Annotated in this window: 18 protein-coding genes; 12 read left to right on the forward strand and 6 right to left on the reverse strand. The window is 67.6% G+C overall.

The genetic code is table 11. The features are described 5' to 3' along the window. Positions 1-56 precede the first annotated feature (56 nt). The 3 genes from AAHK21_RS01350 to AAHK21_RS01360 all read left to right on the forward strand — a co-directional run bounded on the left by AAHK21_RS01350 (position 57) and on the right by AAHK21_RS01360 (position 2,968). Complete coding sequence (locus AAHK21_RS01350) at positions 57-1,169, forward strand: saccharopine dehydrogenase NADP-binding domain-containing protein (RefSeq protein WP_367856116.1); 1,113 nt, start codon at positions 57-59, stop codon at positions 1,167-1,169. 1 nt (position 1,170) lies between these two features. Next, positions 1,171-1,650 carry a DUF2269 family protein gene (locus tag AAHK21_RS01355; protein WP_367856117.1) on the forward strand — a complete coding sequence of 160 codons (480 nt, stop codon included), beginning with the start codon at positions 1,171-1,173 and terminating at the stop codon, positions 1,648-1,650. Between the two features lie 163 nt (positions 1,651-1,813). Then, entirely contained in the window at positions 1,814-2,968 is a 1,155-nt protein-coding gene (locus AAHK21_RS01360; protein WP_367856118.1) for a cysteine desulfurase family protein, read from the forward strand. A gap of 21 nt (positions 2,969-2,989) precedes the next feature. Here AAHK21_RS01360 and AAHK21_RS01365 read toward each other — a convergent pair whose 3' ends face one another. Continuing rightward, positions 2,990-5,158 carry a TonB-dependent receptor gene (locus tag AAHK21_RS01365; protein ID WP_367856119.1) on the reverse strand — a complete coding sequence of 723 codons (2,169 nt, stop codon included), beginning with the start codon at positions 5,156-5,158 and terminating at the stop codon, positions 2,990-2,992. A gap of 259 nt (positions 5,159-5,417) precedes the next feature. Here AAHK21_RS01365 and AAHK21_RS01370 point away from each other — a divergent pair, with 259 nt between their 5' ends. Continuing rightward, on the forward strand, positions 5,418-6,272 hold the full coding sequence (locus AAHK21_RS01370) for a CAP domain-containing protein (RefSeq protein ID WP_046855871.1): 855 nt from the start codon (positions 5,418-5,420) through the stop codon (positions 6,270-6,272). A gap of 129 nt (positions 6,273-6,401) precedes the next feature. Here the strand turns inward: AAHK21_RS01370 and AAHK21_RS01375 are convergent, their stop codons facing one another. Then, entirely contained in the window at positions 6,402-7,364 is a 963-nt protein-coding gene (locus AAHK21_RS01375; protein WP_367856120.1) for a GlxA family transcriptional regulator, read from the reverse strand. A gap of 98 nt (positions 7,365-7,462) precedes the next feature. On the opposite strand from AAHK21_RS01375, the gene AAHK21_RS01380 reads away from it, so the two are divergent. Further along, the gene (locus AAHK21_RS01380) at positions 7,463-8,074 is read left to right on the forward strand and encodes a LysE family translocator (RefSeq protein WP_046855873.1); all 612 of its coding nucleotides are present in this window, start codon (positions 7,463-7,465) and stop codon (positions 8,072-8,074) included. A gap of 10 nt (positions 8,075-8,084) precedes the next feature. Here the strand turns inward: AAHK21_RS01380 and AAHK21_RS01385 are convergent, their stop codons facing one another. Together AAHK21_RS01385 and AAHK21_RS01390 are read right to left on the reverse strand one after the other, a co-directional pair. After that, positions 8,085-9,281, reverse strand: a complete 1,197-nt coding sequence (locus tag AAHK21_RS01385) for an MFS transporter (protein ID WP_367856121.1) — start codon at positions 9,279-9,281, stop codon at positions 8,085-8,087. A gap of 107 nt (positions 9,282-9,388) precedes the next feature. Further along, positions 9,389-10,288: a LysR family transcriptional regulator gene (locus tag AAHK21_RS01390; RefSeq protein ID WP_367856122.1), complete on the reverse strand. Its 900-nt coding sequence runs from the start codon at positions 10,286-10,288 to the stop codon at positions 9,389-9,391. Between the two features lie 76 nt (positions 10,289-10,364). Between AAHK21_RS01390 and AAHK21_RS01395 the strand changes: the two genes are divergently transcribed. Next, positions 10,365-10,694 (forward strand): cupin domain-containing protein, encoded by a 330-nt coding sequence (locus tag AAHK21_RS01395; RefSeq protein WP_367856123.1) that lies wholly within the window; start codon positions 10,365-10,367, stop codon positions 10,692-10,694. Here AAHK21_RS01395 and AAHK21_RS01400 read toward each other — a convergent pair. Next, complete coding sequence (locus AAHK21_RS01400) at positions 10,685-12,052, reverse strand: MATE family efflux transporter (protein ID WP_367856124.1); 1,368 nt, start codon at positions 12,050-12,052, stop codon at positions 10,685-10,687. The two genes, AAHK21_RS01395 and AAHK21_RS01400, sit on opposite strands and share 10 nt — an antisense overlap. A 104-nt stretch (positions 12,053-12,156) precedes the next feature. On the opposite strand from AAHK21_RS01400, the gene AAHK21_RS01405 reads away from it, so the two are divergent. The 4 genes from AAHK21_RS01405 (at position 12,157) to AAHK21_RS01420 (ending at position 18,262) form a co-directional block, all read left to right on the forward strand. Then, a complete protein-coding gene (locus AAHK21_RS01405; RefSeq protein WP_367856125.1) occupies positions 12,157-12,750 on the forward strand; it encodes a TetR/AcrR family transcriptional regulator in 594 nt (197 codons plus the stop codon). A gap of 147 nt (positions 12,751-12,897) precedes the next feature. Next, positions 12,898-15,303 carry a glucose/quinate/shikimate family membrane-bound PQQ-dependent dehydrogenase gene (locus AAHK21_RS01410; RefSeq protein ID WP_367856126.1) on the forward strand — a complete coding sequence of 802 codons (2,406 nt, stop codon included), beginning with the start codon at positions 12,898-12,900 and terminating at the stop codon, positions 15,301-15,303. A 110-nt stretch (positions 15,304-15,413) separates the two neighbouring features. Continuing rightward, a complete protein-coding gene (locus AAHK21_RS01415) occupies positions 15,414-16,664 on the forward strand; it encodes a carbohydrate porin (protein ID WP_367856127.1) in 1,251 nt (416 codons plus the stop codon). Between the two features lie 200 nt (positions 16,665-16,864). After that, complete coding sequence (locus AAHK21_RS01420) at positions 16,865-18,262, forward strand: APC family permease (protein WP_367856128.1); 1,398 nt, start codon at positions 16,865-16,867, stop codon at positions 18,260-18,262. A 7-nt stretch (positions 18,263-18,269) separates the two neighbouring features. Here AAHK21_RS01420 and AAHK21_RS01425 read toward each other — a convergent pair whose 3' ends face one another. After that, the gene (locus tag AAHK21_RS01425; RefSeq protein ID WP_367856129.1) at positions 18,270-19,283 is read right to left on the reverse strand and encodes an AraC family transcriptional regulator ligand-binding domain-containing protein; all 1,014 of its coding nucleotides are present in this window, start codon (positions 19,281-19,283) and stop codon (positions 18,270-18,272) included. Positions 19,284-19,454: 171 nt separating this feature from the next. Between AAHK21_RS01425 and AAHK21_RS01430 the strand changes: the two genes are divergently transcribed. Beyond that, the gene (locus AAHK21_RS01430) at positions 19,455-20,639 is read left to right on the forward strand and encodes an acetyl-CoA C-acyltransferase family protein (protein ID WP_046855883.1); all 1,185 of its coding nucleotides are present in this window, start codon (positions 19,455-19,457) and stop codon (positions 20,637-20,639) included. A gap of 14 nt (positions 20,640-20,653) precedes the next feature. After that, positions 20,654-21,502 carry a 3-hydroxybutyryl-CoA dehydrogenase gene (locus tag AAHK21_RS01435; protein ID WP_046855884.1) on the forward strand — a complete coding sequence of 283 codons (849 nt, stop codon included), beginning with the start codon at positions 20,654-20,656 and terminating at the stop codon, positions 21,500-21,502.

Genomic DNA, 21,502 nt, shown 5'->3' on the forward strand with positions numbered 1-21,502 from the left:
CACCGGGGCTGCCTTGCGGCCCCGCGTTCCCCCGACACATGCACAAGGACCCCAGCATGTCTCCCCGAATCCTGGTGATCGGCGCCTACGGCAACTTCGGCCGTATCATCTGCCGCCACCTGAACCAGATGCCCGCCGTGCAACTGGTGATCGCCGGCCGCAATGCCGACAGCCTCTCGCAACTGGCCGCACGGTTGAACGGCAGCGAAAGCTGGTGCGGCGATGCGATGGCCCCCGGCTTTGCCGATGCCCTGCGCGCGCTGCGCATCGACTGGGTGATCCACACCGGCGGCCCGTTCCAGGGCCAGCCCTACCGCGTGGCCGAGGCCTGCATCGAAGCCGGCGCGCACTACTGCGACCTGTCCGACTGCCGGCTGTTCGTCAATGGCATCGCCCAACTGGACGAACGTGCCCGCCGGGCCCAGGTCACCCTGCTCAGTGGCTGCAGTTCGGTGCCGAGCCTGTCGTCGGCGATTCTCGACGAGCAGCGCCATCACTTCAGCCGTATCGACCGCATCGAGCACGGCATTTCTTCCTCGGCGAAGATGCCCGGCCTGTCCACCATCGAAGGCGTGCTGGCCTATGCCGGCAGGCCGATCCGCCAGTGGCGCGACGGCCGCCCGTACAGCGTGGACGGCTGGCTCGGCCTGCAGCTGCGCCATCTGCCCGGGCTGGGCTGGCGCCTGCTGAACAACGTCGACGTGCCGGACATGGACATCTTCGCCGCACGCTACGGCGCCCGTGACCTGGCGTTCAAGGCCGGCTCCGGGCTGATGCTCGGCGGTCTGGCCAATGCCGCGCTGGCGTTGCTGGTCAAGTACGGCCTGGTACGCGACCCGCTGCCCTGGGCGCGGCGCCTGCATCGGCTGGGCAGCCGTTTCGAACACTGGGGCGATGGCAAGAGCGCGATGTACCTCGACGTTCGCGGCCTGGACCTGCAAGGCCAGCCACTGCGCCTGCAGGCTCAGGTCAGCGCCAGCGACGACAAGGGCCCGGAGATCCCCAGCTGCGCGGCAGTGGCGCTGATGGCCAGGGTCGTCGAAGGCTACCAGCCTGAACCGGGCGCCCGCCCCTGCGTCGGCGAGATCAGCGTCGAACAGTACCTGGCGGCCATCGGCGAGCCGGACAAGGTGCGCTACAGCGTCAGTTTCCAGCACGGACGAGGCTGAGATGAGCTACCTGCTGCTCAAGTACCTGCACATCATCGCCGCAGTGTTTCTCTTCGGCTTCGGCATGGGCTCGTACCTGTACCTGATCGCCGCGAACCGCAGCCGCGACCCGCGGGTGATTGCGGCGGTGGCACGGATGGTGGTGCGCTTCGACGCCTGGATCACCACCCCGGCGGGCGTGCTGCAGCTGCTGACCGGCTACGCCCTGGTCAGCATGGGCGGCATGCCGTGGTCCGCCGACTGGCTACGGGCCGCGCTGCTGATCTTCTTCGCGGTCGGCGCCCTATGGCTGCCTGTGCTGCTGTTGCAGACGCGCATGCAGCGCCTCGCCGCCCAGGCAGCCGACAACGGCACGGCGCTGGGCGAGGCCTACCAACAGCTGTACCGTCCCTGGCTGTGGATGGGGGTGGCAGGGTTTGCCGGTATGTTCCTGATCGTGCTGGTGATGGTCACCAAACAGGCGCCGTGGCAGTGGCTTTGATACACAAAGAAAATATTTCTACAGATACGCAACCAACGAGTAGAAGTTTTTTTCTGGAAACCCCACATGTTGGCAAAATTGGAAAACATTCATATCGCCATTTCCCTAGCATGAGTCCATGGATGCCGACAGGCGGCGTCCACGCACGGACCCGCCCTTGATCATGCCCAGCACCCCGCTCTACTTCGATTACGCCGCCACCACGCCGGTCGATGACCAGGTCATCGCCGCCATGCTCACCTGCCTGGGCCGTGAGGCGAACTTCGGCAACCCCGCCTCCAGCGGCCATTTCCACGGCCAGGCGGCCCGCGAAGCCGTCGAGCATGCCCGCCACCAGGTGGCCGAGCAGGTCGGCGCGCAGCCCGACGAGCTGGTCTGGACCTCCGGCGCCACCGAATCCAACAACCTCGCGCTCAAGGGCATCGCCCAAGGCTGCGCGCAGCCGGGGCATGTGATCACCAGCCAGATCGAGCACAAGGCCATCCTCGACACCGCCGCCGAGCTGGAGCGCCTGGGCTGGGCGGTGACCCGCCTGGCCCCGGATGCCCGAGGGTTGATCCAGCCGGAAGCGGTCCAGGCCGCGCTGCGCCCGGACACCCGCCTGGTGTCGCTGATGGCGGTGAACAACGAACTGGGCACGGTGACCGACTTTGCCGCTATCGGTGCAATCGTCCGCGAGCACGGTGCGCTTTTGCACGTGGACGCGGCGCAGGCAGTGGGCAAGGTTCGGATCGACCTGGCGCAGCAGGCGGTCGACCTGATGTCGTTCTCGGCGCACAAGGTCTACGGCCCCAAGGGCATCGGTGCCCTTTACGTCGGCCCTCGCGCCCGCCCGGCGATGCGTGCGCAGATGCACGGCGGCGGCCATGAGCGCGGCCTGCGCTCTGGCACCCTGGCCACCCACCAGATCGTCGGCATGGGCAGCGCCTTCGCCCTGGCCGGCCAGCCCGGCGCGGCGGAGTACCAGTGCCTGGAGCAACTCGCCCGGCGCTTGCGCGACGGCCTGCTGGCAATGCCGGGGGTGACGCTCAATGGCTGCGCAGAGCAACGCATTCCCCACACCCTCAACCTGTGCATCGATGCCAAGGGCTTCAACAGCCTGGCCCTGGCGGGCGAGCTGGCGCTGTCGAGCACTTCGGCGTGCAACTCAGCGAGCAATGCGGCGTCCCACGTGCTGCTGGCCCTCGGCCTCGACGAGCGCCAGGCGCGCAACAGCGTGCGCCTGAGCGTCGGGCGCTACACCAGCGAAGCGGACGTGGATACGGCGCTGGCGGTGTTTGGCCGGGTGATCGGCGCGGCGGCAGTAGCGCTCTGGTAAGGCACGCCGCCGGCACAGGCTTCAAAAATCCAGGGTCCCCGAGAACTTCACCAGCCGCGGGTCGCCCTGGGTCAAATACCCCCCATTGGCCGAGGCCCAGTAGTTCTTGTCGGTCAGGTTCTCCACGTTGACCCGCAGGGTCACGGCCTTTTCCTGCACCTTGAAGCGATAGCGCGCGCCGACGTCGAAACGGTTCCAGGTCGGCAGGCTCAGGGTGTTGGCCGGGTTGGCGTACTGCCCGCCGGTGCGCAGCATGCGCGCATTGAGCGCCACGCCTTCCAGCCCCGGCACATCCCAATCGACACTGGCATTGAGCTGGAAGGTCGGCACGCCGACCGCGTGGTTGCCATCGGCCGTGCCGCCCTGGGTGTTCTTCAGCTCGGTATCCATGCGCGTGCCACCGGCCATCAACCGCAGCCCCGGCAGCGGCTCACCGAACACACTGAGCTCAAGCCCCTTGTTGACCTGCTCGCCATCCTGGACGAACACATTGCCGTCGACGAAGCCATCGGTAGGCCGCTCGATGCGGAACACCGCCAGGTTGGCGCCGAAGGTCTGGTAATCGAGCTTGACCCCCGCCTCCACCTGCTTGGTCTTGGCCGGCGGGAACACCTCGCCGACGTTGATCACCTGCCCCGATGCCGTGGCGCCCTGGGCCAGGCCCTCGATGCGGTTGGCATACAGCGAGACCGATGGGTTGAGCTTGTAGACGATACCGTACACCGGCGTGGTGACCGCCTCGTCATAGAAGGCGTTGCGCCCCAGGTCCGGGCCCGGCCCGTCGTAGGCGTAGCCCTCCACGCGCAATTGCTGGCGCCGCACGCCCACGGTGAGCAGCAGGGTGTCATCGAACAGGCCCACGGTGTCGGACAGCGCGATGCTGCGGTTGCGGGTCTTGCCGGTCACGCCGGGGTCGTCCAGCTTGCCGCCGACGAAGGTCGGCGTGGTCGGCTTGGGCAACGGGTCGGTGCGGTAGATATTGGTGGCCTGCGAGTTGTAGAAGACGAAGGCGTTCTCCTGCTGGGTCCAGATGCTCGCCGCGCCGATGTTCAGCTGATGGCTGACCGGCCCTGTCTGGAAGCGGCCATTGATGCCGCCCATGAAGGTGGTGTTGTCCTCGTTGTGGGGGATCTTCGAGCCGCCGATGGTGGCATCGCCGCTGGCCGCATCGGTGAGGATCGGCGTGCCGTAGAAGCCGTTCTCGTGGGTGTGCTTGATGCCCCCGGCCAGGTAGCCGCTCCAGTTGTCGTTGAAGTCGTAGTCGCCGCGGAGCATGCCGAAGGTGTCCTCGGTCTCGGTCCAGGCCCAGTCCTGGCCGTAGTTGTGATCGGCGTCCGGCGCATGGGGGATATCGGTCAGGCCGGCGCCCAGGCGCACTGAGTTGCGCATATGGTTGACCCGCTGCTTCTGGTAGCCGAAATCACCCGACACCCGGAAGTTGTCGCCACGGTAATCGAGCCCGGCGACGAACAGCTTGCTGCGCTGGTCCTGGTCGTCGACCGCCGTCTCGCCCTCGCGCTGCGAGAGGTTCAGGCGCACGCCAAAGCGATTGTCCGCGCCGAAGCGCTGGCCAATGTCCAGATGCTCGCCGATGCGCCCGTCACTGCTGATGTCCTGGGTGTAGCGGCGGGTCGGCGTATCGCCGGCGCGCTTGGGTTGCAGGTTGACGTTGCCGCCCAGGCCCGTGCCGGTCGGGCTGGCGCCGTTGAGAAAGGCATTGGGCCCCTTGAACACCTCGACCCGCTCCACCGCATCGGTGGAAATCATCTGCCGCGGCAACACGCCGTACAGGCCGTTGAACGCCACGTCGTCGCCATTGAGCGGCAGGCCACGGATGACGAAGACCTGGGACTGGTTGCCAAAGCCGAACGACTGGCGCACCGACGGGTCGTTGAGCAGCACGTCGCCGATGTCCTCGGCCTGCTGCTCCTCGATCAGCTGCGCGGTGTAGCTGGTCATGGTGAACGGCACGTCCATCATGTCCTGGTTGCCCAGCACGCCCATCTGCCCGCCACGGGCCACCTGGCCGCCGGCATAGGGTTCGGGCAGTTCGCCGGCAGGCGCCTTGAGCGCCTCGGCGTTGATGGCGGTGGCATCCAGCTCGATGGCGCCATCTGCGCCATGGGCGCTGACGGCAACGGAACAGCACAGCGCAAGGAGGGTCGATTGATACGGGCAGGCACGTGTCATGGAGGGCTCCCGGGGAGGATCAGGGCCGTCCTGGCGGATGAGAAACTTGAAGTGACTGAGTAGTGTTTCTAGCCGATAGTGCGAATTATTACCAAACAACCGCACTTTTTTGCCGACCAGCGGTCTACCCCCTCTTTTGCCGACTGCAAGCGATTGCCAAGGCTTGGTTTTCATAGCGCACAGGGCCGGGCCAAAAGCCTTGCGCTTGTGTAGGATGGGCAGCGCAGATCCAGACGCTGCCAGTTACAGGGAGATCCACATGCGCGTCCCATCCGTTGCCTGCCTCGGCCTGACGCTGGGCCTGCTTGCCGCCACCGGCAGCCAGGCGCATGCCGGCGAAGAAGCGCAACTGATCGATACGATCAACGTCTACCGCAGCCAGGCCCAGCGCTGTGGCGGCGAGGCTTCGCTGGAGCTGCCGCCGCTCAACAGCGACACCCGCCTGGCGCTGTCGCCGGAGGGCACCCGCGACCTGCAGCAGGCCATGACCCGCGCCGCCTACCCGATGGTCAACGTGCAGGCCATCAGCCTGTCCGGCCCACGGGATGCCAAGGCGGCGATGAAAGCCATCGAGGAGAGCTTCTGCCAGGTGGTGCTCGACCCGCAGTTCGTCGATATCGGTGTCAGCCAAGAGGATCGCGACTGGCGCATCGTCCTGGCCCGCCCGCTGCTCAGCGGGCGTCTGGGCGACTGGCAGGCCGAAGGGCAGAAGCTGCTGCAGGAGATCAACGCCGCGCGCAACCTGCCGCGCCAGTGCGGCGGCCAGCCCTACCCCGCTGCCCCGGCGCTGGCCTGGAGCGCGACCCTGGCCGGCGTCGCCGCCAACCACACCCGGGCCATGGCCAACCAGAACTTCTTCGACCATATCGACCGCGATGGCCGCACCCCGGGCGACCGCGCGGAACTGGCCGGCTACCTGTACCGGCAGATCGGCGAGAACATCGCCGCCGGGCGCGATACCGCGCGCAAGGTGGTCGACGGCTGGCTGGCCAGCCCCGGGCACTGCGCCACGCTGATGAACGCGGACTTCCGTGAACTGGGGGCGGCGTATGCGGTGGACCCGAAGAGCGACGCCGGGATCTACTGGACGGGGTTGTTCGGTACGCCACAGTAGAGCGCTTCAGGCGGGCTATTGCCCTGCAGGAACAACTTACTTGTATTGGGGCCGCGCTGCGGCCCATCGCTGGCAAGCCAGCTCCCACAGAAACAGCGCAAGGCTTGAGGTCTGCGCGGCCCCGCGATCTCATGACCTGCGCAGCGCCAGCGCCGTACAACCGAAGCGCCGCCGTACCCACTTGCCCAGGTAACTGGCATCGCCCATGCCCACCTCATCGGCGATCTGCGCCAGGCTGTGGCTGGAGTTGAGCAACCGCCAGCGCGCCTGCTGCAGGCGCAGCTCCTGCCACCAGGCCTTGGCGCTCATGCCATGGCAGGCCTGGAACTGGCGGTCGAGCTGGCGCCGGCTGATCCCCAGCTCCGCCGCCAGCGCCTCCACCGGCAGCCGCGCCGCCAGGTGATGGCGCATCAGCGCCGTGGCCCGTTGCACCTGGCGCCCCTCCCCGGCGCCGGCCTCCAGCGAGCGCAAGGCGTGGCGACTGTCGCGGCTTTCATCCACCAGCATGTCGGCCAGGCCCTTGAGCGCCCGGGCGCGGCCGCTGGCGCGGGCGATCAGCTCCACCGCCAGGTCGATGGCCGCCGTGCCACCGGCGCAGGTGATACGGCTGCCGTCGAAGCAATACAACTGCCCGGTCAGCAGCCGCACACGGGGAAACGCCACGCGAAACTCGGCCTCATGACGCCAGTGCACCACCACCTGATGACCGTCCAACAGGCCACAGGCCGCCAGCAGGAAGGCCGCATTGTCGACGCAGACCAGTTTCAGCCCCGCCTTGGCCGCCTGTTTCAGCAAGGCCCGGTAGCGCGGCGCCAGGGCTGCCGTGGCGCTGGCATTGCGCCCACCGAACAGCACCAGATGGTCGTAGGCGCTCCAGTCGACCTGGGCGGGCGTCGCCTCCACCTGCACCATGGCCCCGCTGCTGGACGGCACAGGCGCCAGGTCGAGGCCGATCACCGTCCAGCGGCAGTAGCGCTGGCGGCTGTAGTCCTCGTCGTCGGCGGAAAAGCGCAGCTTGTCGAGGAAGGCGCCAAAGGGCAGCAAGGCGAATTCCGGCAGCGGCAGGATCAGCAGGCGCAGGTCGGGTGTCATGGTAATGTCCGAATATGACCTTCATTTGTCCGAATACTACCCTGTATTCCCGCAACCCTGCCCTACACTGGCGCCCTCACCACCGACAAGGCATACCCATGGCACTCGACACCTGGCTCATCTACCTGCTCGCCAGCATCGGCCTATCACTGACTCCAGGCCCCAACAGCCTGCTGGCCCTGACCCATGGCGCGCTGTACGGCGCCCGGCGCACACTGTTCACCATCTGCGGCGGGGTGTTCGGTTTCAGCGCCCTGATCGCCCTGACCATGTTCGGCCTGAGCGCCCTGCTGCAGGCCTCGGCCTCGGTGCTGACGGTGCTCAAGTGGGTGGGCGGGGCCTATCTGGTGTGGCTGGGGATCCAGCTGTGGCGCACCCCGGCGCTGCATCTCGAGTTGCCCCGCGGCAGTACCGCGCTGAGCAACGCCGGGCTGTTCCGCCAGGGCTGCCTGTCGGCGCTGGCCAACCCCAAGGTGCTGCTGTTCTATGGCGCGTTCCTGCCGCAATTCATCGACCCGCAGCGCGGCCTGCTGCTGCAGTTCGTGGTGATGGCAGCGACCTTCGCCAGTGTCGAGTGCCTGGTGGAGTACCTGCTGGCGCGCCTGGCATTTCGCATCCGGCCATGGCTGGCCAAGGGTGGCCGGGGGTTCAACCGCGCATGTGGCGGCCTGTTTGCGCTGATCGGCGTGGCCCTGCCGCTGGGACGATAAACACCCGGGATCAGCGCCGGGAAACGATCAGGAACACCACCAGCGCCACCGCCGGCAATCCCGCCCCCAACAGCGCCACCCCATGCCAGCCGAACTGCGCATACACCCCGCTGGCCAGCGCCGAGCCCACGGCGCCGCCGAGGAAGATGCTGGTCATGTACAGCGCATTCAAGCGGCCACGGCTGGCCGGATCCAGCGCGTACACCTCGCGCTGGCCGATGACCAGGTTCATCTGCACGGCAAAATCCAGCAGCACCCCGGTCAGCCCCAGGCCGATCACGCTCATGCCCGCGGCACTCAGGCCGCCGAGCAAGGCCAGCGGCGCCAGGCTCATCGCCAGCAACGAAGCGCGCCGTCCATGTCCGGCATCGGCCAACCGCCCGGCCAAGGGCGCCGCCACCGCGCCCACCGCCCCGACCAGGGCGAACAGCGCGATCTGACTCTGCGACAGGCCATGTTCAGCGGCCAGCGCCAGCGGCACCGCCGTCCAGTACAGGCTGAACGCCGCGAACATCAGCGCCTGGTACAACGCCCGCTGGCGCAACGCCGGATAACGGCGCAACAGCACCAGCAAAGAGGCCATCAACCCGGCATAGTTGGCCTTGTGCTCCGGCACCCGGCGCGGCAGTGTCGACGCCAGCAGCAGGATGATCGCCAGCATCAACCCCGCGGCACCGACGAACACCGCACGCCAGCCGAAATGATCCGCCACCAGGCTTGCCAGTGGACGCGCCAGGAGGATCCCCAGCAGCAACCCACCCATGATGTTGCCGACCACCCTGCCACGCTCGCGCTCCGGCGCCAGATGCGCCGCCAGCGGTATCAGCATCTGCACCGCCACCGAACTGAAGCCGATCAGCAGTGCGTACAGCAGGAACACCTCGCCCTGCCCATGGCCGCTGGTGCCGGCCAGCAACAGGCTGCCGGCGGCCAGCACCGCCGTGGCGACCATCAGCCGGCGGTTCTCCAGCAGGTCGGCCAGCGGCACCAGGAACAACAGGCCCAGGGCGTAGCCGATCTGGGTCAGGGAAACAATCAGGCCGGCCCGCTCGGTGGACAGGCCAACGTCCGGGGCGATCAGGCCGACGATGGGTTGGGCGTAGTAGATGTTGGCGACGATGGCGCCGCAGCAGAAAGCCAGCAACGTCACCAGGGCCCGGCTCAGGCCTGGGACCGCTGGCTGGGCAACGGCGAGGGAGGGATTCATTCGAGGGTACCTCGGCTTGCGAAAGGATGTGCGCGAAGGTTGACGGACATTCGCCCCGGCGAGAATCCATCGCCCGCGCAACAGGCCTTTGCGCGGCACGCAACGCCTCAGTCCGTCAGCAGCCCCTCACAGAAGGCAACGAACGCCATCACCCGTCGCGAACCACGGTGATTGGGCAAGTACAAGGCGTTGATGCTGGCGCTGGCATTGCCCGGACTCACCGTCCAGTCGGCGAACAGCCGTTGCAGGCGCCCGGCCTCGACATCCTCGCGCACCAGCCAGTCGGCCAGCAGCGCCACCCCGCTGCCAGCGATCGCCGCCTCGCGCAGCAGGTCGGCGTTGGCGCTGCGCAGCGGGCCGCTGATATCCAGTTCCAGGCATTGCTCGCCCTGGCTCAGGCGCCAGGGCCGCGCCGACTGGCCGTAACGAAAGCGCAGGCAGGCGTGATCGGCCAGTTGTCGCGGTTCGCCGAGCGGCGGGTGCTGGCGCAGGTACGCCGGGCTTGCCACCAGCCAACGCTCGAAGCGGCCCAGCGGCCGGCACACCAGTTCATCGCCGGGGGCCGGTTCGCCCAGGCGGATGGTCAGGTCGTAGCGCCCGTCGAGCAGGTCGTCGAAGCGGTCGCTGAGGTCGATGTCCAGCTCCAGGGCCGGGTGACGGGCGAGAAACGCCCCCAGGTGCGGGGCAATCACCCGCCGGCCGAACTCCACCGGCAGACACAGGCGCAGCACCCCCACCGGCTCCTCGCCACGGTCGGCGACGCTGGCGTCGGCTTCGGCCAACGCCTCGAGGATCTCGCGGGCGCGCTGGTAGTAGCTGGCACCGGCCTCGGTCAGACTGACCTGGCGGGTGGAGCGGTTGAGCAGGCTGGCCCCGAGCGCCTGTTCGAGGGCATCGACCTGGCGGGTCACCGAAGACGTCGCCACCCCCAGTCGGCGCGCGGCGGCGGAAAAGCCCCCGGTCTCGGCGGTGGCCATGAACACCTTGATCGCCAGCAGCTTGTCCATCGTGGTTTTCCGTGGGGCAAAAGCCGAAACCTTCCTACAATTGCCCCTCTGCAATCAACCTCCCGCGAGCCGTCCCATGCCAGACAACCTGTTCACCGCCCTGCCGCCGCTGGCCCCCGAGGCCGATGAGCAATTCACCGACCTGCTGCGCCGCCCGGGCCTGCGCATCGAACGCATCGTCTCCAGCGGCCAGGCCAGCCCTGAGGGGTTCTGGTACGACCAGGCCGAAGGCGAATGGGTGGTGGTGCTCAGCGGCAGCGCCGGGCTGCGCCTGGAAAACGAGGCGCACACCCGCGTGCTGCGTGCAGGCGACCACCTGGACATCCCGCCCCGCTGCCGCCACCGCGTGGAGTGGACCGAGCCCGGCGTGGCCACGGTGTGGCTGGCCGTGTTCTATCAGGGCTGAACCAGCGCCGCGGTGAGCGGCCTTGCCTGCAGGCGATAGAAACGCCACGGCAGCAGCACCGCCGACACGGCCAGGCCACAGGCGAAGCCCACCCACACACCCACCGGGCCCAGCGCGGAATGGAAGGCCAGCCAGTAGCTCATCGGCAGCGCCAGCAACCAGTAGCTGACCAAGGTCACCCCCACCGGCCAGCGGTAGTCCTGCAGGCCACGCAAGGCGCCCAGCGCGGTGGATTGCAGGCCGTCGGCCACCTGCATCGCCGCGACCACCACGAACATCGGCACGGCGATGGCGATTACCTGCGGGTCGTCGCTCATGGCTTCGGCGATGCGCCGCCCGAACAGCGCCAGCAGCACGGTGGCCACCAGCATCCAGGCGGTGACGCTGGCGAAGGTGGCGCTGCCGATGGCGCGGATGCGCGCCGTCTCACCGCGGCCCTGGGCCTGGCTGATGCGAATGCTCACCGCTGCGGCCATGCCCAGCGGCAGCATGTACAGCAGCGCGCCGATCGACTGCACCACCTGGTTGGCGGCCAGTGCGGCATTACCCAGCCAACCGAGCATCCACGCCGCGATCACCACCGCGCCAGCCTCGGCCAGATAGCCCAGCCCCAGTGGCCAGCCCTCGCCAAGCAGCGTGCGCCAGGACAAGCGCGGCCCCTGTGGCGTCTGGCGATAGCGCGCCAACGACGGCGCCATCCGCCAATAGGCCAGGGCCAGCACCACCGCCAGCGACTCGGCGATCACCCCGGCGATGCCCGCACCCAGCAACCCCAGCGCCGGCAAGCCGAAATGCCCATGGATCAGGCCATAGCTCAGCGGCAGGTTGAACAGCACCGCGCTCATCACCAGCAGTACGGCCACCCAAGGCCGGCCGATGGCCTCCAGCACGTCTTTGAACACCACCGCCAGGCAGTACGGAATCAGGAACACCGCCATGGCCTGCCAGTACGGCGTCAGCAGGGCCACGTCCGGCAGCGGCACGCCCAGCCATTGCACCAGCGGCAACGTGGCCAGCATGGCCAGGCAGCCGAGGATGCCGACCAACAGCCCATAGCCGAGGCCGCCACGCAGCGTGCGCGCCACTTCGCCCGGATCATCGGCGCCGAAGGCGTGGCCGACGCGCACGCTGAGGGTGGCGAGCATGCCGTACAGCCCGGCATGGAAAATCAGCCCGGCACTGCTGGTCAGCGCGACACAGGCCAGCACCAGCGTGCCCAGCGAAGCCAGCAGCACGGTGTCGGTCAGGCTGATCAGCTCGGCCGCCGACAGGCCCAGCACCAGCGGCAGCGCCAGGCGCAGCAGGCCCGGCAGCTCGCCCAGCCAGGCAGTGGGTTTACGCGAAACGAGGGCAGACACGGTGACAATCTCCAATTGACATACGCCGCGTATGCTAATGCCATTTATTGACATACGCAACGTATGCTAATTTGCGCGCATCGCCTTTTTTCATCGGAGCCTCAATGCCCACCCCTCGCCGCAGCCGAGCCGCCATGAGTGCGGACACCACCGAACGGCTGATCGCCGTTGCCCGCCGCCAGTTCGCCGAAAAAGGCTTTGCCGCCGTGGTGATGGACGAGCTGTGCGCTGAAGCCGACCTCACCCGAGGCGCCCTGCACCACCACTTCGGCGGCAAGGCCGGGCTGTTCACCGCCGTGGTGCAACACCTGCTCGACGAGATCAACCAGGCCATCGATGCCCGCTACGCCACCCACGCCGATCCGTGGGAGGGCTATATCGACACCTGCCTGTACTACTACGACCTGCTGCATGAACCAGCACTGCGGCGCATCCTGTTGCAGGATGCCCCCGGCGTGCTCGGCCCGCGCCTGCGCGCGATGGAAGAAGCCAGCTACATCGGCCCCATGGCCCAGGGCCTGGTCGAGCTGCAGCAGGCCGGCAGGTTGCGCGCGTTCGATGCCGTGGCCATGGCCCACCTGCTCAACGGCGCCATGGGCGACAGCGGTATCTGGGTGATTGCCCAGGACGATCCGCAGGCGGCCGCCGAGCGCGTGAAAGGGGCGTTGCGCTGCCTGATGGAAGGGTTGCAGGCCTGAGTTCATTTTGGCGCGTGCCTGCGTGGGAACGGGTGATGAATCGGCTGCTCGACCTGCGACAATCGGTCCCGATTTAAAATGTACTAACTTGTTAATTAGCTTGCTAAGGGATTAAACTGCCGGTATTCCACCTGCGAGATCCCTGGCATGAAAGACTCACCCCGCGCCACTGGCGCCTCAACCTTCATCCTGATCGGCCTGGGCGTTGTCATCGCCCTGCTCGGCCTGCTCCTGGCCGCCGGCGGCGTCAAGCTGGCCGGCCTGGGCGGTTCCTGGTACTTCCTGACCGGCGGCCTGGCCATGGCCCTCGCCGGCCTGCTCATCGCCCGACGCAAGCCCGCTGGCGCCTGGCTGTACGCCTTGTTCCTCGCCGGCACCGCGATCTGGGCAGTGGCCGACAGCGGCCTGGTGTTCTGGCCGCTGTTCTCGCGCCTGTTCATGTTCGCCGCCATCGGCCTGGTGGTCGCGCTGGTTTACCCGCAACTGGTGCGCCGCAAGGCGCGCGGTGCCTATGGCATCGCCGGCGTGCTGGCCGTGGCCCTGGCCATCGCCGCCGGCAACATGTTCGTTGCCCACCCCAGCGTCGCCCCCACCGGCAACGGCCCGGGCCTGACCCCGGTAGAGCCCGGCCAACAGCAGAAGGACTGGGCCCACTACGGCAACACTGAAGGCGGCAGCCGTTTCGCCGCCCTGGACCAGATCAACCGTGGCAACGTCGACAAGCTCAAGGTCGCCTGGACCTACCACACCGGCGACGTCGCCCTCAGCGACGGCAATGGCGCCGAAGACCAGCTCACCCCGCTGCAGGTCGGCGACAAGGTGTTCATCTGCACCCCGCACAACAACCTGATCGCGCTGGACGCCGACACCGGCAAGCAGCTGTGGAAGAACGCCATCAACGCCCAGTCCAAGGTCTGGCAGCGTTGCCGTGGCATGGCCTACTTCGACGCCACCACGCCGATCGCCCAACCGAGCCAGCCGAACAGTTCACCGATCACCCTGGCCAGCGTGCCGGCCGGCGCCAACTGCCAGCGCCGCCTGCTGACCAACACCATCGATGGCCGCCTGATCGCCGTCGACGCCGACACCGGCGCGTTCTGCCAGGGCTTCGGCGACAACGGCCAGGTCGACCTCAAGGCCGGCCTGGGCGATGTCCCGGATTCCTACTACCAGCTGTCCTCGGCACCGCTGATGGCCGGTACCACCGTGGTGGTCGGCGGGCGCGTGGCCGACAACGTGCAGACCGACATGCCCGGCGGCGTCATCCGTGGCTTCGACGTGATCAGCGGGGCCCAGCGCTGGGCCTTCGACCCTGGCAACCCGCAAGACCGCGCCGCCCCCCAGGGCGACGGCACCTACGTGCGCAGCACCCCGAACAGCTGGGCACCGATGTCGTACGATCCGGCGATGAACACCGTGTTCCTGCCGATGGGCTCCTCGTCCACCGATATCTACGGCGTGGAGCGCAACAGGCTCGACCACACCTACGGCGCCTCGGTGCTGGCCCTGGACGCCACTACCGGCAACCAGAAGTGGGTCTACCAGACCGTGCACAACGACCTCTGGGACTTCGACCTGCCGATGCAGCCGAGCCTGATCGATTTCACCAAGGATGACGGCAGCAGCGTGCCAGCCGTGGTGATCGGCACCAAGGCCGGGCAGATCTACGTGCTCGACCGCGCCACCGGCAAGCCACTCACGCAAGTCGATGAAGTGCCGGTCAAGCCAAGCAACATCCCCAACGAGCCGTACTCGCCGACCCAGCCGAAGTCGGTAGGCATGCCGCAGATCGGCGCGCAGACCCTGACCGAGTCGGACATGTGGGGCGCCACGCCCTATGACCAGCTGCTGTGCCGCATCGATTTCAAGAAGATGCGCTACGACGGCCTCTACACCGCGCCCGGCACCGACCTGTCGCTGAGCTTCCCGGGCTCGCTGGGCGGGATGAACTGGGGCAGCATTTCCACCGACCCGGTGCATGGTTTCATCTTCGTCAACGACATGCGCCTGGGCCTGTGGATCCAGATGATCCCGTCGCAGAACAAGGGTGATGCCGCCGCCGGTGGCGAAGCACTGAACACCGGCATGGGCGCGGTGCCGCTCAAGGGCACCCCGTATGCGGTGAACAAGAACCGCTTCCTGTCGGTGGCCGGCATCCCGTGCCAGGCGCCGCCGTTCGGCACCCTGACCGCCATCGACATGAAGACCCGCCAGGTCGCCTGGCAGGTGCCGGTCGGCACCGTCGAGGACACCGGCCCCCTGGGCATCCGCATGCACCTGCCGATCAAGATCGGCCTGCCGACCCTCGGCGGCACCCTGTCCACCCAGGGCGGCCTGGTGTTCATCGCCGGCACCCAGGACTTCTACCTGCGCGCCTACGACAGCAGCAACGGCAGCGAGATCTGGAAAGCCCGCCTGCCGGTCGGCAGCCAGGGCGGCCCGATGACCTATGTGTCGCCCAGGACCGGCAAGCAGTACGTGGTGATCACCGCCGGCGGTGCGCGCCAGTCGACCGACCGCGGTGACTATGTGATGGCGTACGCACTGCCATAAATCGCGTCGCCTGTATCGCCGGCAAGCCGGCTCCCACAGGGTCCGCGCACTCACTGTGGGAGCCGGCTTGCCGGCGATGAGGCCCTTTCAGACCACCCCGAGACTTTGCAATGTCATCCGTTTCACGCCTCACCCCCACCCTGCTTCTTGCCCTTGCCAGCACCACTGCATTCGCCGCCGACAACACCCTGACCGGTGACTGGGGCGGCCTGCGCCGGCAACTCGCGGCAGACGGCATCACCTTCACCGGCGACTACAGCGGCGAGACCGCCTACAACGCCCACGGCGGCCTGCACCGTTCGGCCCGCTATTCGCAGAACCTCAAGCTGGGCGCGCAGTTCGACCTGTCGAAACTGTACGGCCTGGATAACGGCGGCAAGGTCCAGCTGACCATCAACGACCGTCGCGGCAACAGCGCCTCGGAGGACCTGGTGGGCAACCGCCTGCCGATCCAGGAAAACTACGGCGGCCTCTACACCCGCCTCACCGAACTGAGCTACGAGCGCAACCTGTCGCCTGCGCTGAACCTCAAGCTCGGCTACATGGCCATGGGCAACGACCTCGGCGGGCTGGACAGCGGCATCCTGTGCAACTTCATGAACGCCGGCTTCTGCGGCCACCCGCTGAACATGTCCGGCGGCAGCGGCTGGACCAACTACCCCAACGCCCACCTAGGTGCGCGGCTCAAGTACGACCTGGCGCCGGACTGGCAACTGCGCGTGGCGGCGTTCAACGTCGACCCCGAGAGCAACGGCAATTCCAGCCGTGCCTGGCACCTGGGGCCCAAGCACAGTACCGGCACCGTGCTCCCGCTGGAACTGGTGTACAAGCTGCGTGGCGAGCTGCCGGGCGAGTACAAGGTCGGTTACTACTACGACAGCTCAAACGTGCAACGGATCGGCAGCAGCGAGGAAGTCGCCGGTCGCGGTGGCCATTACCTGCTGGTCGACCAGGCCGTGTGGAACGACCCGGCATTACCAGGGCGCAGCCTGCACGCCTTCGGCCAGTACTCGGCCTCGAGCAAGGCCGCCTCGCCATTCACCAAGTGGTACGGTGCCGGCGTGGTGCTGTACCAGCCGTTCGCGGGCCGGCCTCGGGATACCGTGGCGCTGGGTTACGGGCGCGCAGTGCCGAACCCGCGCAGCCGCGACGTACTCGAGGACGCCGCATTCAATGCCGGCCAGCCATTCCCCGATATCGACAGCGCCGAGCAACTGATCGAGCTGAGCTACGGCTACCAGGCCACGCCGTGGCTGAACCTGCGCCCGGACGTGCAGTACATCGTCGAGCCGGGAGCGTTTTCCGGGAAGGACATCGACAACGCGCTGGTGCTCGGCTTGCAGGTCAAGGCGACATTCTGAGCAGCGGGGCCGCCCTGCGGCCCTTTCGCCGGCAAGCCGGCTCCCACACCGACCGCGCAAACCTCAAGCATGAGGGCTGCGCAGCAGGCCCCTACCTGCCCAGCTTTTTCCTCTGCACCAACCACATATTTACTAATTTCCCCGCTGCGTACCCTGTCCCAGTATCTGCGCACTAAAACAACAAAGAGCGGGGAACTGTCATGAGTGCAAGTGCGTCCGTGCTTGCCAGCGTGCAGCACGATCAAGCCGGCTTTCGCCGGGTCCTGGGGCTGGGATCGCTGCTGGCGGTGGCGGTCGGCCTGGTGGTGTCGCAAGGGGTGATGGTGATGATGCTGCAGGGGGTCGGCGCCGCCGGCCTGGGCTTCATCGTGCCCCTGGGGCTGGCCTACCTGCTGGCCCTGAGCTATGCGTTCTCGTTCTCGGAGCTGGCCCTGCTGGTGCCGCGCGCCGGCAGCCTGTCGAGCTACACCGAGGTGGCGCTGGGGCACTTCCCGGCCATCCTCGCGACCTTCTCCGGCTATGTAGTGGTGGCCATGTTCGCGCTGTCGGCCGAGTTGCTGCTGCTCGACCTGATCGTCGGCAAGGTCTACCCCGGGGTGTTCCCGCAGTATTCGGTGGCCTTCGGCGTACTTGCCCTGTTTACCGGCCTCAACCTCATGGGCATCGACATCTTCGCCAAGCTGCAGAGCGCCATGGCCGTGGTCATGGTCATCGTGCTGCTGATCCTCGGGGTTGCCGCGATCAGCGAAGGACATGCCGAGGGTGTCACCACCACCCTGCTGCAGGGCGACTGGAACCCCATGGGCGCCGGGGTGCTGGCCCTGACCGCCATGGCCGTGTGGGGCTTCGTCGGCGCCGAGTTCGTCTGCTCGCTGGTGGAAGAAACCCGCAAGCCCGAGCGCAACATCCCGCGTTCGATGATCATCGGCCTGACCGTGATCTTCGCCACCATCGGCCTGTACGGTCTGGGCGCGCTGTTTTTGGTACCGCGCGAGGCGCTGGGCAGCGATGCCCTGCCCCATTACCTGTTCGCCACCACGGTGTTCGGCAAGACCGGCGAAGTGTTCCTGGTGATCGCCGCGGTCACCGCCACCTGCAGCACCCTCAACACCTCGCTGGCGGCCATCCCGCGCATGCTCTACGGCATGGCCTGCAATGGCCAGGCGTTCCCCCAGTTCAAGCAGCTCAGCCCGCGCGCCCGCACACCGTGGGTCGCGGTGCTGTTCGTGGCGGCGATCACCGGGCTGCCGATCCTGCTGATGGGCCAGGACGCGGCGGCGATCAACCTGTTGCTGCTGGCCGCCGCGCTGGCCTGGCTGCTGGCCTACATCATCGTGCACCTGGACGTGATCGCCCTGCGCCGTCGCTACCCGCACCTGGCGCGACCGTTCCGCACACCGTTCTATCCGTTGCCGCAGCTGTTCGGCATCGGCGGCATGCTGTATGCGATCTGGAACGCATCGCCCAGCCCCGAGATGAGCCTGAAGATCTACGGCACCGCCGGGCTGGTGCTGGCGGTGGTTTCACTGATCGCAATCGTGTGGATCAAAGCGGTGATGAAGAAGCCGTTGTTCAGGCCCGAGCCCTTGCGGCACTGACCGACCATCAAGCCGATGCGCCGCGCCTGGCCCGGTAACTGCCCGGGCTCTGCCCGGTCCACTTCTTGAATGCCCGGTGAAACGCGCTGGGCTCCTGGAAGCCGGTGTGCTCGGCGATCTCGGCGATGCTCAGGTGGCCTTCGCGCAACAGCTCGAAGGCCATTGCCCGGCGTACCTCGTCCTTGATCTGCTGGTAGGAGCGCCCTTCGCGCTCCAGCTGGCGGCGAAAGCTGCTGGCGCTGAGCTTCTGCCGTGCGGCCATGGCATCGAGCGTCGGCCACTGCCCGTAATGCAGGGCGCGCAAATGCCGATAGACCTCCGCCACCCGGCCATTCTGGTTGCGAAAGCGGATCACCAGCCCCTGCGGCGCGCTGCGCAGGAAGCCCTTCAGCGCCGCCAGGTCCTGGACCACCGGCAGGCGCAGCCAGGCGCTGTCGAACTCCACCTCGGTGCGCCCGCTGCCCAGGCGCAGGTCCGGCCCCCAGAGCAACGCGTCATCCTCCTGCGCCGGGCGCGCCAGGGCCAGCTCGGTACGGTCGATGGCGATGCGCCGGCCGGCCAGCCAGCACAGCAGGCCGATCACCAGCACCAGGTAGGTTTCCTCGGCGTAGACCCGGGTCAGCGGGTCGGCGATGGTCGACTGCACGCTGATCACGGTGCGCGCGCCACGCACCGTGACAGTGCCGTTCAAATCGCGCAGGAACAGGGCGAAACTGCCCAGGCACTGGCGCAGCGCCTTGCCCAGGGTCGGTTCCTGGATCAACCCGCGGCAGATCAGGGCGAAGCTGCCCAGGGGCATGCCGTGGCTGTCGAGCTGGAAGAACTCATCGTGCAGCTCGTCGATCAGCGCCAGCCACAGCTGGGCGAAGGCCTTGGCCGGCACCCGCGCCAGCGGCTGGGCCAGTACCTGTGGGTCGATGCCCACCGCCCGCAGATGGGCGTCGCGCGCCTGGGGCCGGTCGCGCAGGGCGTGGACCATGGCATTGAGGAAGTACACCGCGACCGTGTCGCTATCGCGCATGGCAGAAGTCCGCTGTCTATGCTGAGTGGCAAAAAATGCCAGGTTGTCTGAACAGATCCGGCATAGGCCGCCCGCAGGCCTTTGCCTAGACTCGATCCACCCCCGCAGGGTGTGGGCGCCATTCTCGCAGAGCCTCCCGCGCCCCGCCACGCCTTCGAATACGGAGCCCCCATGAGCAGCACAGAAATCTTCGTCGTCAGTGCGGTACGTTCGGCCATCGGCAGCTTCGGCGGTTCGCTCAAGGACCTGCCGCTGGCCGACCTCGCCACCCAGGTCACCCGCGCCGCCATCGAGCGCTCGGGCGTCGCCGCCGAGCAGATCGGCCACGTGGTGATGGGCAACGTGATCCCCACCGAACCACGCGATGCCTACCTGGGCCGGGTCGCGGCAATGAACGCCGGCATCCCCAAGGAAACCCCGGCGTTCAGCGTCAACCGCCTGTGTGGCTCGGGTCTGCAGGCCATCGTCTCGGCCGCCCAGGGCCTGCTGCTGGGTGACAGCGACATCGCCCTGGCCGCCGGCGCCGAAGCCATGAGCCGCGGCCCCTACCTGCTGCCGCAAGCACGCTGGGGCGCACGCATGGGCGACCTGCAGGGCATCGACTACATGGTCGGCATTCTTCAGGACCCGTTCGAGCACTTCCACATGGGCATCACCGCCGAGAACGTCGCGGCAGCCCATGGCATCAGCCGCGAGATGCAGGATGAGGTCGCCCTGACCAGCCAGCATCGCGCCGCCCGCGCCATCGCCGAAGGCCGCTTCGACGGCCAGATCGTGCCGATCGAGATCAAGACCCGCAAAGGCAGCGTACAGTTCGCCGTGGACGAGAACGTGCGCACCGATGCCAGCGCCGAACAGCTGGCCGGCATGAAGCCGGTGTTCAAGAAGGACGGCACGGTCACCGCCGGCAACGCCAGCAGCATCAACGACGGCGCCGCCGGCCTGGTCCTGGCCACCGGCGACGCCGTGCGCCGCCAGGGCCTCAAGCCGCTGGCGCGGATCGTCGCCTACGCCCACGCCGGCGTGGAGCCGGCGCTGATGGGCCTGGGCCCGATCCCGGCGACGCAGAAGGTGCTGGAGAAAGCCGGGCTGAAGGTCAGCGACCTGGACGTGATCGAGTCCAACGAAGCCTTCGCCTCCCAGGCCTGCGCCGTGGCCCGCGCCCTGGGCTTCGACCCGGAAAAGGTCAACCCCAACGGCTCGGGCATTTCCCTCGGCCACCCGGTCGGCGCCACCGGCGCGATCATCGCCACCAAGGCCATCCATGAACTGCACCGCGTCCAGGGTCGCTACGCCCTGGCCACCATGTGCATCGGTGGCGGTCAAGGCATCGCCATCGTCTTCGAACGCGTTTGACAGGAGTCAGCAGCATGAACATCGAACAGATCGCCGTGATCGGCGCCGGCACCATGGGCAACGGTATTGCCCAGGTGTGCGCGCTGGCCGGCTACCAGGTCCTGCTGGTGGACGTTTCCGACGCCGCGCTGGAGCGTGGCGTGGCGACCCTGGGCAAGAACCTCGAGCGCCAGGTCGGCAAGGGCACCATCGACGCCGACAAGGCCAGCGCGGCCAAGGCGCGCATTCGCACCAGCACCGATTACGCCCAGCTGGCCAGCGCGCAACTGGTGATCGAGGCGGCCACCGAAAACCTGGCCCTCAAGCAGCGCATCCTGCAGCAGGTGGCGGCCAACGTCGGCGCCGAGTGCCTGATCGCCACCAACACCTCGTCGCTGTCGGTGACCCAACTGGCGGCCAGCATCGAGCAGCCGCAGCGCTTCATCGGCGTGCACTTCTTCAACCCGGTGCCGATGATGGCGCTGGTCGAGATCATCCGTGGCCTGCAGACCAGCGACGCGACCTATGCCCAGGCATTGCTGGTCACCGAACGGCTCGGCAAGACCCCGATCACCGCCGGCAACCGCCCGGGCTTCGTGGTCAACCGCATCCTGGTGCCGATGATCAACGAAGCGATCTTCGTGTTCCAGGAAGGCCTGGCCAGCGCCGAAGACATCGACACCGGCATGCGCCTGGGCTGCAACCAGCCGATCGGCCCGCTGGCCCTGGCCGACCTGGTGGGCCTGGACACGCTGCTGGCGATCATGGAGGCCTTCCACGAAGGCTTCAACGACAGCAAGTACCGCCCCGCGCCGCTGCTCAAGGAGATGGTTGCGGCCGGCTACCTGGGGCGCAAGAGCGGCCGCGGCTTCTTCACCTACTAG

The sequence above is a fragment of the Pseudomonas sp. TE50-2 genome (genome assembly GCF_040813665.1).
GTDB lineage: Bacteria > Pseudomonadota > Gammaproteobacteria > Pseudomonadales > Pseudomonadaceae > Aquipseudomonas > Aquipseudomonas soli.